Here is an 11,020-nt window from a genome sequence, read left to right on the forward strand (position 1 = left end):
CGACGCGCTGCCCCGCAACGCCACCGGAAAGGTGCTCGAGCGGGACCCGCGGTGGGTATCCTGCGCGGCGGGGGACCGATGACCATTCCGGGACAACGAGCGGCGGACCCGCGGGCCGGCGCGGTGGCCAACCTGCGCGAGGCGCGGATGGCGCTGGACGAGGGGCGGCCCGGCGACGCGCTGGAGTTCGCGGAGAAGGCCGTCGCGGCGTTCGCCTGGCTGGACGACGCGGAGGGCGTGGCGCAGGCCGTGCTGGCCCAGTCGGTCGCGCTGGGCAAGCGCGGGCTGCTGCCCGGTGCGCTGGACACCATCGACCGGGTGCAGCAGATCGCCTCGGCGAACCGGCACGCGCTGCTGCAGGCGTGGTGCAGCTTCTCGCGGGCCGTGGTGGAGCTGCGGCTGGACTCGCGGGAGCGGTCGCTGCACTCGCTGTCGCGCGCGCTCGGGCTGGCGGAGCTGACCGGTGACCACGAGCTGATCGGCTCGATCCTGTTCGAGCAGGCCAGGCTGATGCGCACGCAGTACCACGAGCACTGCATGGTCCGCTCGGACGCGACGCGGTGCAGTCCGGACGGCGAGCCGTGCGTGCGCAAGCTGCGGCGCGCCGAGGTGCTGTGCGCGCAGGTGCGGGACAAGTGGAAGAACCTGGACGAGCCGGTGCGGATGGCACGGGTGAACCTGCTGCTGGCGCACGTGCGGCTGGACCTGGGCGAGCTGGACCGCGCGCTGCGCTCGTGCCGGCGGGCCGACCAGCTGCTGGCCGGGCAGGACCGGCCGGTGCTGCGGGCCGAACTGCTCATGGCGCGGGCCCGCGCGAACGGCGCGCGCGGCCGGTTCGACGACCAGGTGCGGCAGCTCGCGCAGGCGGCCGAGCTGGCGATGGGCTGTCTCGCGCGGGAGGTGGCGGTGCGGGCGCACGGCGCGCTGAGCGTCGCCCACGAGCGGGTCGGGCGGCTGGGGGCGGCGCTGCGGCACGCCCGCTCGCAGCTGGAGCAGTACCGGCTGTGGGAGCTGCAGGAGGGCCGCGACCTGCTGCGGATGCGCGAGCACGACCTGTCCGCGCGGCTGGTCGAGCAGCTCGCGCACCACCGGTTCGAGCCGCGCCGGGAGGACACCGTCGTCCGGGCGCGCCGCGACGAGCCGCTGCGCAGCACGTCGAGCGCCGAGCAGGTCAACCGGCGGATCGCGCGGGCGCTGGGCGCCGGGTTGACCAAGCGCGGCATCGAGGTGCTGCGGCGGGTCGCGGACGGGTCGAGCACCGGCGCGATCGCCGAGGAGCTGGGCCTGTCGCCCAAAACGGTGCAGAACCACCTCCAGCGGATCTACCGCACGCTGGGCGTGCGGGACCGGGCGGGCGCGGCCGTCTGGTGGGTGGACCTCGTCGACGAGCCCGGCGGGTGGGACGGCGGCCTGACGGGGTGACCGGGCCGGGCGCCGCCCGTTGCCGCTACCGGCGGGTCGTTCACGACGGCCCGCGCCGCCCGTCCGGGGGTTTTGCCCACCGCGTTGGGGCGGAACTGGGTGATGAGCCGGAGGACGCCTGTGTGTCATGCTCCGCTCGGACGCTCCACCCTGCGTCCCCTGGCGAAGCGGCGGTAGTGCGATGCGAGTGGTCGGTGGGCACGCGAGCCCGCGATCAGTGCGACGCCCGGGCGCCGTCGCGCCCGGACGGCGGCGCGGCCCCGCAGCGCCGCGCCCGAGCCGACCGCGACGCGCCCCGCGCCAGGTGCGCCCCAGGTTCCCGCAGCCGCGGCACGCACCCCGTCCAGCCCACGGGACCGGCCGGCAGTCCGCCGCGCCGCCGGCGTGCCGCGCGCAACCGAGCGCCGAACCCCGCGCGGGCCCTGCCGGCCGGCGCCGATGACCGCGGTCATCGACCACACCCCAGGCCGCTACCGATCGAACGGAGCTTGACGATGGTTGTGAACGCTGTCCGCAGAATCCTCGCCGTGGTGGCCCTCTGCGCCGGTCTCGGGGCCGGCTCCGGCGCCGTCCTGTCCGCGCCCGCGAGCGCGGAGGCGCGCAGCGAGGTGGCCGCCAGGGAGATCTTCACGCCACCTTACGTCCAGCCGTAGAGCGCACCCCGAGGCCGGGCTCGCGGCACCGCGGGCCCGGCCTTGGGGCATTGTGGACGAGGTGAGCACCGATCAGTTGCGCCTGCGCGCGCCGCGGCACCGGGTCAGCCGCAAGTCGATCACCCTCTGGACGCTGCACGCCGTGATCGGCTGGGCGGTGCTGCTGGTGCCGCAGCTGGCCGTGCTGGTGTTCAGCCGGGCGCCGTGGCAGGTCGGCCTGGCGGTGGCGACTCTGGTGGTCGGCGTCGCGCACGCGCTGGTCATGCCGCGCTGGCGGTACCGGGTGCACCGCTGGGAGGCCACGCCGGAGGCGGTCTGCACGCTGGCGGGGTGGCTGAACCAGGAGTGGCGCATCGCGCCGGTCTCGCGCATCCAGACCGTCGACACCAAGCGCGGGCCGCTGCAGCAGCTGCTGGGGCTGTCGACCGTGACGGTGACCACGGCGTCGGCGGCGGGCCCGGTGCAGATCGAGGGCCTGGACCGGGACGAGGCCGTGCGGCTGGCCGACGAGCTGACCGGCACCACCCAGGCCACGCCGGGTGACGCGACGTGACCGCGGACCTGCCCGCCGCGCCCGAGTACGCCGAGCCGGTCGTCGACTGGCACCGGCTGGACGTGCGGATGCTGGTCGTCCGGCCGCTCAACGAGCTGCTCGGCTTCGTGCCGGTGCTCGTCGGCCTGCTGGTGCTGGGCAAGGGCGAGACGTGGCGCGCCCTGCTCAGCGCCGGCGTGATCGCCGCCGTCGTGCTGCTGGGCCTGCTGCGCTGGGTGACCACGCGCTACCGGATCACCACCGAGCAGGTCGAGCTGCGCACCGGGTTGTTCGTGCGCAAGCGCCTGGCGGTGCCGCGCGACCGCGTCCGGACCGTGGACCTGACCGCGAAGCTCGGGCACCGGCTGTTCGGCCTGTCGGCGATCCGCGTGGGCACCGGGCAGCGCGACCAGCCCGGCGAGGAGGGGCTGACGCTGGACGCGGTGTCCTCGGCGGAGGCGGAGCGGTTGCGCGTGCTGCTGCTGGCGCTGGCCGCGCCGGAGCGCCCCGGCGAGCCCGCGGCGGAACGCCCCGGCGTGGTGCTGTCCACTTTGGACCGCAAGTGGCTGCGGTACGCGCCGCTGACGCTGTCCGGCCTGGTCGCGGTGGGCGCGCTGGCCGGTCTGGTCACGAACTACGCGCGCGAGCTGGAGGTCGAGGTCTTCGGGCCGCTGACCGACGCGGCGCACTGGGTGGTGCGGCAGCCGCTCTGGCTGACCCTGTCGCTGTTCGCGGGCGGGGTGCTGGTGATCGCGGGGTTCGGGTCGGTGCTGGTCTACGTCGTGCAGTTCTGGGGCTACCGGCTGACCCGCGAGCCCGACGACACGGTGCGGGTGCGCCGCGGGCTGCTGACGACCCGCTCGGTTTCCGTTGCCGAGCAACGGCTCCGCGGTGTCGAGGTGGTGGAACCCCTGCTGCTGCGGGCCGGGCGGGGCGCGCACGCGAAGACCGTGACGACCGGCCTGGGCCGCAAGGGCGAGAGCAACCTGCTGCTGCCGCCCGCGCCCGTCGCCGAGGCGCACCGGGTCTCCGCCGCCGTGCTGCGGCTGGACACCTCGCCGACGGCCACGCCGCTGCGCCGGCACCCGGCCGCCGCGCTGCGCCGGCGGCTGGTGCGCGCGATCGGGCCGCTGCTGGTCCTGGCGGGCGGGGCAGCGTGGTTCGCGCCGGCGTGGGCGTGGCAGGTCGCGTTGGCCCTGACCCCCTTGGCGGCGCTGCTGGGCTGGGACCGGTACCGCTCGCTGGGCCACGCGCTCACCGATCGGCACCTGATCGCCCGGCAGGGCTCGGTGGTGCGGGAAACCGTTGCGCTGCAACGCACCGGCATCATCGGCTGGCGGGTCTCGCGGTCGTTCTTCCAGCGCCGCTCGGGCCTGGTGACGATCTCCGCGACGACCGCCGCGGGCGACGGGGTCTACCACGTGGTGGACGTGGCGGAGGCCGACGGCCTGGCCCTGGCCGACGAGGCGGTGCCGGACCTGCTGCGGCCGTTCCTGGAACGGGGTCGGCCGGCGCGCGCCGCCGGCGGGTCCGCGCGGGCAGCCGACCGGCCGGACCGGGTCTAGCCCGCCGAGCGGAACGTCGTCCGGTACGCGCTGGGGGCGACGCCCAGCAGCGCGCCCATCTGCTGGCGCAGCGCGGCGCCGGTCCCGAAGCCGGCGTGGCGCGCCACCTGGTCGACCGCCAGGTCGGTGGTCTCCAGCAGGTGGCGGGCCCGCTCGACGCGCTGCTGCGCGACCCACTTGCCGGGGCTCATCCCCGTCTCCTCGCGGAAGCGCCGGGTGAAGGTCCGCACGCTCATCCGCACGTGCCCGGCCAGCACGCGCAGGTCCAGCGGCTCGGCCAGGTGCTCCAGGGCGTAGGCGCGGGCGGGCGCGGTGGAGGTGTCGGCGGCCTCGGGCACCGGGCGGACGATGTACTGCGACTGCCCGCCGGGGCGCCAGGCCGGCACGACGCAGCGGCGGGCGGCGCTGTTGGCGACCTCCGAGCCGTGGTCGTCGCGCACCAGGTGCAGGCACAGGTCGATGCCGGCGCCGACGCCCGCGGAGGTCAGCACGTCGCCGTCGTCCACGAACAGGACGTCCGGGTCGAGGTCGACGCGCGGGAACAGCCGCCGGAAGTTGTCGGCGTGCATCCAGTGCGTGGTGGCCTTGCGCCCCTCCAGCAGGCCCGCCGCCGCCAGCACGAACGCCCCGGTGCAGATCGACATCACCCGCGCCCCGCGGGCCGCCGCCCCGCGCAGCGCGTCGCGCACGTCGTCGTCGATCGCGCCGTCCGCCAGCACCTGCGCCCCGTAGTGCACGCCGGCGACGACCACGGTGTCCGCCTCGGCCACCAGCTCCAGCCCGTGGTCGGGGGTGACGGTGAACCCGGCGGCGCTGCGCACCGGGCGCCCGCCGGGCGTGCAGACGCGGACCCGGTAGAAGCGCACGTCCCGGTCGTCGCGGGCGGCGTTGAAGATCTGCGGCGGGGTGCCGAGGTCGAAGCCCACGACCTCGTCCAGCGCCAGGACGGCCACCAGGTGCGTCATGGCCGGATTCTTGCACATGATGGCCATCAGGCCACTGGTCGGTGGGCGGCCCGGTCGAGCACGCTCCTCGCGTGACTCGAGGCAACTGGGCATGGGCGGTCGCGGGCGTCAGCTTCGTCGCGCTGGTCGGCGCGGCGGCGTTCCGGGCGACGCCGGGCGCGCTGGTGGAACCGCTGCAGCGGGAGTTCGGCTGGTCCACCGGCACCATCGGGCTGGCGGTGTCGGTGAACCTGCTGCTGTTCGGCCTGACCGCGCCGTTCGCCGCCGCGCTGATGGAGCGGTTCGGCGTGCGCCGGGTCGTGGCGTCCGCGCTGGCGCTGGTCGCGGTGGGCAGCGGGCTGACGGTGTTCATGACCACCAGCTGGCAGCTCGTGCTGCTCTGGGGCGTGCTGGTGGGCCTGGGCTCCGGCTCGATGGCGCTGGCGTTCGTCGCGACCATCACCGGCCGGTGGTTCGTCGCGCGCCGCGGGCTGGTGACCGGCGTGCTCACCGCGGGCGGCGCGACCGGCCAGCTGGTGTTCCTGCCGGTGGTGGCGGCGCTGGCCGAGACGTCGGGGTGGCGCTCGGCGTCGGTGGTGGTGGCCGTGGCGGCGCTGGCCGTCGTGCCGCTGGTGCTGCTGTTCCTGCGCGAGTACCCGGCCGACCTGGGCGTCCCGCCCTACGGCGGCGACGAGGTCGTGCCCAGGCCCCCGGCCGGCGGCGGCGCGGCCCGCCGCGCGGTGGCGGCGCTGGCGTCGGCGGCCCGCACCGGGCCGTTCTGGTACCTGGCGGGCGGCTTCGCGATCTGCGGGGCCACCACCAACGGCCTGGTCGGCACCCACTTCATCCCCGCCGCCCACGACCACGGGATGCCCACCACCACGGCGGCGGGCCTGCTGGCGCTGGTCGGCGTGTTCGACATCGTGGGCACGGTCCTGTCCGGCTGGCTCACCGACCGGGTCGACTCGCGCCTGCTGCTGGCGGCGTACTACGCGCTGCGCGGCGCGTCCCTGCTGGTGCTGCCGCAGCTGTTCCACGACTCGGTGCACCCGAGCATGTTGGTGTTCATCATCTTCTACGGCCTGGACTGGGTCGCCACCGTGCCGCCGACGGTCGCCCTGTGCCGCCAGGTCTTCGGCCTGTCCGCGCCGGTGGTCTTCGGCTGGGTCTTCGCCGCGCACCAGCTGGGGGCGGCGTTCGCGGCAACGGCGGCCGGCCTGACCCGCGACCACTTCGGCAACTACGCGCCCGCCTGGTACGCGGCCGGCGCGCTGAGCATCTCGGCGGCGTTTCTGTCCCTGCGCGTGCGCAAGCCCGCGAACGGCCTCGAAGGCTCCTCGGGCGACCTCACGCCCCAAGGCGCGCGCGGCTGACTGCAGGAAGCTCCATTGCCGAACCCACGGCGCCTGCTCGACAGCACCGAGCCGGTTTCACCAGGATGTCCGTGACCCGGATCACCGCAGCGGTCCGGGTCGCCTCGCAACTCGCTCCCAAGAGGAGGCACCCCCGCGACCGGCTTCCCGTAGGCAGTCCGGGCGCAGCTCCCGGGCAGCCGTCGAACCGCTGACCGCCTGATCACCTTCGCGCCGGCGGTGTCCACAAGGGACCGCGGCGCGCGCGACCGGATCCCGCCCTTCCCGTTCGGCGCGGCGCCGGATCGGCCGGCCGGGCGACCACCGGGACGAGCGTGATGAGATTGGTAGGTCCCGCCGCTGGTAGCGGCGGCGGGGGCCGGGCGCCCGGCGGCTAGGCTCGCTCGGGTGATGGATCGCTTGGTGTGGATCGACTGCGAGATGACCGGGCTCGACCTGGGCAAGGACGCCCTGATCGAGATCGCGGCGCTGGTGACCGACGCGGAGCTGAACGTGCTCGGCGAGGGGGTCGACGTGGTGATCCACGCCGACGACACCGCGCTCGACTCGATGCCGGGAGTCGTGATGGCGATGCACGCCAAGTCCGGCCTGACCGAGGAGGTCCGCCGGTCCACCGCGACGCTGGCCGACGCCGAGGCGCAGGTCCTGGCCTACGTCAAGGAGTGGGTCCCGGACCCGCGCACCGCGCCGCTGGCGGGCAACTCGATCGCCACCGACCGGGGCTTCATCGCGCGCGACATGCCCGAGCTCGACGCCCACCTGCACTACCGGATGGTCGACGTGTCGTCGATCAAGGAGCTGTGCCGGCGGTGGTACCCGCGCATCTACTACGCGCAGCCGGGCAAGGGCCTGGCGCACCGGGCGCTGGCCGACATCCGCGAGTCCATCCGCGAGCTGGCCTACTACCGGCACACGGCGTTCGTCCCGCAGCCCGGCCCGACCTCGGAGCAGGCGCAGGCCGTGGCGAGCCGGCTGCTGGCCGCCGACCGGCAGGAATAGGGTCGATTTCGACGCGGCGGCGTGGCACTGTATGCTTCAGCCGCCGGGTCGACCGGTCTTGGTGGGTGTAGCTCAGCTGGCAGAGCACTGGGTTGTGATCCCAGGTGTCGCGGGTTCAAGTCCCGTCACTCACCCCAAGCGAAACGCCCCCCGCCCGTCCGGTCGGGGGGCGTTTTCCGTGACAGCGGTCCGTGTACACCGGGGAGCCCCTTGCCGTGAGCGCCACACTCGTCGCGAAGAACCTGGCGGCCGGCCACGGCGACCGCGTCCTGTTCTCCGGGCTGGACCTGGTGGTCGCCCCCGGTGACGTGGTGGGCCTGGTCGGGGTCAACGGCGCGGGGAAGTCCACGCTGCTGCGCGTCCTCGCGGGCCTGGTCTCGGCCGAGGAGGGCGTGGTCCGCCTGTCCCCCGTCACGGCGACCGTCGGCCACCTGCCGCAGGAGCCGGAGCGCCGCCCCGGCGAGACCGTCCGCGACTTCCTGGCCCGCCGCACCGGCGTGGCGGCGGCGCAGGCCGAGCTGGACCGGGCCACCGAGGCGCTCGCCGCGGGCGTCGACGACGGCTACTCCGACGCGCTGGAGCGCTGGCTGGCGCTGGGCGGCGCGGACCTGCCCGAGCGCGCCGAGGAGGTGGCGGCGGACCTGGGGCTCGCGGTCGACCTGGAGCAGCCCATGACGTCGCTGTCCGGCGGCCAGGCGGCCCGCGCCGGCATGGCGTCGCTGCTGCTGAGCCGCTACGACGTCTTCCTGCTCGACGAGCCGACCAACGACCTCGACCTGGACGGCCTGGCCCGCCTGGAGGCGTTCGTGACGGGCCTGCGCGCGGGGGCGGTGCTGGTGTCGCACGACCGCGAGTTCCTGGCCCGCACGGTGACCAGGGTGGTGGAGCTGGACCTGGCGCAGCAGCAGGTGCGCGCCTACGGCGGCGGCTACGAGTCCTACCTGGAGGAGCGCGAGATCGCCCGCCGGCACGCCCGCGAGGACTACGAGGAGTACGCCGGCGCCAGGGCGGCCCTGGAGGAGCGCGCCAGGGCGCAGCGGGCGTGGATGGAGAAGGGCGTCAAGAACGCCCGGCGCAAGGCGAGCGACAACGACAAGATCGGCCGCAAGTTCCGCACCGAGGCGACCGAGAAGCAGGCGGCCAAGGCGCGCCAGACCGAGCGCCTCATCGAGCGCATGGAGGTCGTGGAGGAGCCCCGCAAGGAGTGGGAGCTGCGCATGGAGATCGCCGCCGCGCCGCGGGCCGGCGCGGTCGTGGCGGTGCTGCGCGGCGCGGTGGTGGCGCGCGGGCCGTTCACCCTGGGCCCGGTGGACCTCCAGGTCGACTGGGCGGACCGGGTCGCCATCACCGGGGCCAACGGCGCGGGCAAGTCCACCCTCCTCGCGGCCCTGCTGGGGCGCGTGCCGCTGGTGTCCGGGACGGCGTCGCTGGGGCCGGGCGTGGTCGTGGGCGAGATCGACCAGGCCCGCGGCCTGTTCCTCGGCGGGGACGCGCTGCTGGACGCGTTCGGCGCGGCCGTGCCGGACCTGCTCCCGGCCGACGCGCGCACCCTGCTGGCGAAGTTCGGCCTCAAGGCCGCCCACGTCCTGCGCCCGGCGGCCTCGCTGTCGCCGGGCGAGCGCACCCGCGCGGCGCTGGCGCTGCTGCAGGCGCGCGGGGTCAACCTGCTGGTGCTGGACGAGCCCACCAACCACCTGGACCTGCCCGCGATCGAGCAGCTGGAGTCCGCGCTGGAGTCCTACCCGGGCACCCTGCTGCTGGTCACCCACGACCGCCGGATGCTCGACGCGGTGCGCACGACCCGCCGCCTGGAGGTGGCGGCGGGTCGAGTCCGCGACGTCTGATCAGCGACGTCCGACCAGGGCGGTCAGCGGTTGCCGCGGACCCACACGTCCCACGGCACCTGCCAGTCGCCGAAGCCGTCCCAGGACTCCAGGGCCGGGCCGCCGGAGTTGGTGACCACCACGACGTCGCCGGGCTTGGACAGGTCGAAGACCCACTTGGCGTTCTCGGGCGAGAGGTTCAGGCAGCCGTGGCTGACGTTGCGGTTGCCCTGGTCGCCGATCGACCACGGCGCGCTGTGGAAGAAGATGCCGCTGTTGGACATGCGGGTCGCCCAGTCGACGGGGGTGACGTAGCCGCCCGCGTCGAGGGCCAGGCCGTACGTGCGGGAGTCCATGACCATGTGGTCGTGCTTCTCCGTCAGCACGTAGGTGCCCGTGGGGGTGGGGTTCTCGGCGTTGCCCATGGAGGTCGGCATGGTGCGCGCGACCTGACCGTTGATCTTGGTCACGACCTGGTGCGCGGCGCCGTCGGCCTCGTGGACCACCGCGTCGCCGATGGTCGTGGTGATCAGGCGGTCCTCCTCGCCGTAGACGCCGTTGCCCAGGTGCTGCCCGTAGATCTTGGCGTTGATGGTGATCTTCGTGCCGGGCGCCCAGAAGTTCTGCGGGCGCCAGTGCACCTCCTTCTCGTTGAACCAGTAGAAGGCGCCCTCGACCCTGGGCTCCGTGGTGATGGAGATCATGGCCTCGGCGGCGGCCCGGTCGGCGATCGGCTCGTCGAAGTAGAAGGCCAGCGGCTGGCCGATGCCGACCGTGGTGCCGTCCATCGGGTTGACCGACAGGAACGTCAGCGTGCGCGGCCTGACCGTGGTGAAGGTCGAGGTCCTGCCGACGGTCTTGCCGTCCGTGCCCTGCCCGGTGACCGCGAGCGTGTAGGTCTTGCCGTAGCCGAGGGGTTCGCTGTTGGTCCACTGGGTGCCGTCCGGCGTCACCGCGCCGGCGACGACCTTGCCCTCGGCGTTGGTCAGGGAGACCTGCGTGAGCTTGCCGTCGGCCGCCGTCACGACCACGGGCTGACCGGGCGGGACGTCCACCGCCTGGTCGGCGTGCCCGGTGGTCAGCGCCACGGGCTTGGGCGGCGGGGTGGACGAGCTGGAGGTGGCGACGGGCGCGACGCCCCCTTCGGCGGCGCCGCCGGACGAGCAGCTCGCCACCAACACCGCGACCACCCCGACCGCGACGACCCCCAGCGCTCTGCGCGCCCCCCGGCTGACCGACATCCCCGCCTCCGCTTCCGTTCCCCGACACCCCGAAACCCCTTCAGGGGTCCCACTACTAGGTGACGCCCGAAGGGTTGACGATGTTGCCCGGGATGCCGGATCGTTACGGATGCGAAGTTCCCCCTGGGCCAGCGCCCCGGACCGGTTCTGACCAGGCGATTGGGAGCCGCGTAGGACGCTGTGCTAATGTTCTCCACGTCGGACGGAGCAAGAACGAGTCCGAGAGCGCCGCTAGCTCAACTGGCAGAGCAGCTGACTCTTAATCAGCGGGTTCGGGGTTCGAGTCCCTGGCGGCGCACCACAGGCCCAGGTCATTGACCTGGGCCTTCAGCTTCTCTAGATCGCCGCCATGGTTTTGCCATACTTTTCGCGGTCGACCCGTAATCACTCGTCGGGCCGGGTGTCACTCTTCGGTGATTGTCGTCACTCTCCCGCCGTCGTCCGAGGCATCACCGAAGGCGTTTCCCG

9 protein-coding genes and 2 tRNA genes are annotated in these 11,020 nt (G+C 74.2%); 9 read left to right on the forward strand and 2 right to left on the reverse strand.

Annotated features, from left to right (window positions below; all coding sequences use genetic code 11):
• Window positions 1-78 precede the first annotated feature (78 nt).
• The 4 genes from JOE68_RS31040 (at window position 79) to JOE68_RS09760 (ending at window position 4,172) form a co-directional block, all read left to right on the forward strand.
• Window positions 79-1,422, forward strand: coding sequence for a LuxR family transcriptional regulator (locus JOE68_RS31040; protein WP_239562191.1), 1,344 nt, complete (start codon window positions 79-81; stop codon window positions 1,420-1,422).
• Between the two features lie 494 nt (window positions 1,423-1,916).
• Window positions 1,917-2,075: a hypothetical protein gene (locus JOE68_RS09750; RefSeq protein WP_204841993.1), complete on the forward strand. Its 159-nt coding sequence runs from the start codon at window positions 1,917-1,919 to the stop codon at window positions 2,073-2,075.
• 61 nt (window positions 2,076-2,136) lie between these two features.
• On the forward strand, window positions 2,137-2,628 hold the full coding sequence (locus JOE68_RS09755) for a PH domain-containing protein (RefSeq protein ID WP_307819604.1): 492 nt from the start codon (window positions 2,137-2,139) through the stop codon (window positions 2,626-2,628).
• Window positions 2,625-4,172, forward strand: a complete 1,548-nt coding sequence (locus JOE68_RS09760) for a PH domain-containing protein (RefSeq protein WP_307819605.1) — start codon at window positions 2,625-2,627, stop codon at window positions 4,170-4,172. The genes JOE68_RS09755 and JOE68_RS09760 overlap by 4 nt, the downstream gene beginning before the upstream one ends.
• On the opposite strand, the gene JOE68_RS09765 is transcribed toward JOE68_RS09760, so the two are convergent.
• Window positions 4,169-5,137, reverse strand: a complete 969-nt coding sequence (locus JOE68_RS09765; protein WP_239562192.1) for a GlxA family transcriptional regulator — start codon at window positions 5,135-5,137, stop codon at window positions 4,169-4,171. The genes JOE68_RS09760 and JOE68_RS09765 overlap by 4 nt on opposite strands.
• A 71-nt stretch (window positions 5,138-5,208) precedes the next feature.
• Here JOE68_RS09765 and JOE68_RS09770 point away from each other — a divergent pair, with 71 nt between their 5' ends.
• The 4 genes from JOE68_RS09770 to JOE68_RS09785 all read left to right on the forward strand — a co-directional run bounded on the left by JOE68_RS09770 (window position 5,209) and on the right by JOE68_RS09785 (window position 9,332).
• Window positions 5,209-6,489, forward strand: coding sequence for an MFS transporter (locus tag JOE68_RS09770; RefSeq protein ID WP_307819606.1), 1,281 nt, complete (start codon window positions 5,209-5,211; stop codon window positions 6,487-6,489).
• 390 nt (window positions 6,490-6,879) lie between these two features.
• Window positions 6,880-7,488 carry an oligoribonuclease gene (gene orn / locus JOE68_RS09775; RefSeq protein ID WP_239563338.1) on the forward strand — a complete coding sequence of 203 codons (609 nt, stop codon included), beginning with the start codon at window positions 6,880-6,882 and terminating at the stop codon, window positions 7,486-7,488.
• A gap of 61 nt (window positions 7,489-7,549) precedes the next feature.
• Window positions 7,550-7,625 (forward strand) — tRNA-His (locus JOE68_RS09780).
• Window positions 7,626-7,703: 78 nt separating this feature from the next.
• Entirely contained in the window at window positions 7,704-9,332 is a 1,629-nt protein-coding gene (locus tag JOE68_RS09785; RefSeq protein ID WP_204841997.1) for an ABC-F family ATP-binding cassette domain-containing protein, read from the forward strand.
• A gap of 23 nt (window positions 9,333-9,355) precedes the next feature.
• Here the strand turns inward: JOE68_RS09785 and JOE68_RS09790 are convergent, their stop codons facing one another.
• Window positions 9,356-10,552, reverse strand: a complete 1,197-nt coding sequence (locus JOE68_RS09790; RefSeq protein ID WP_204841998.1) for a L,D-transpeptidase — start codon at window positions 10,550-10,552, stop codon at window positions 9,356-9,358.
• Between the two features lie 225 nt (window positions 10,553-10,777).
• Here JOE68_RS09790 and JOE68_RS09795 point away from each other — a divergent pair.
• Window positions 10,778-10,853 (forward strand) — tRNA-Lys (locus JOE68_RS09795).
• Window positions 10,854-11,020: the final 167 nt, after the last annotated feature.

The organism is Saccharothrix algeriensis, assembly GCF_016907655.1.
GTDB classification, from domain to species: Bacteria; Actinomycetota; Actinomycetes; order Mycobacteriales; family Pseudonocardiaceae; genus Actinosynnema; species Actinosynnema algeriense.

Coding starts and splice junctions, on each gene's coding strand:
- JOE68_RS09790 (WP_204841998.1), bottom strand. CDS start 10,552: ATGTCGGTCAGCCGGGGGGCGCGCAGAGCGCTGGGGGTCGTCGCGGTC.
- JOE68_RS31040 (WP_239562191.1), top strand. CDS start 79: ATGACCATTCCGGGACAACGAGCGGCGGACCCGCGGGCCGGCGCGGTG.
- orn (WP_239563338.1), top strand. CDS start 6,880: ATGGATCGCTTGGTGTGGATCGACTGCGAGATGACCGGGCTCGACCTG.
- JOE68_RS09765 (WP_239562192.1), bottom strand. CDS start 5,137: ATGACGCACCTGGTGGCCGTCCTGGCGCTGGACGAGGTCGTGGGCTTC.
- JOE68_RS09750 (WP_204841993.1), top strand. CDS start 1,917: ATGGTTGTGAACGCTGTCCGCAGAATCCTCGCCGTGGTGGCCCTCTGC.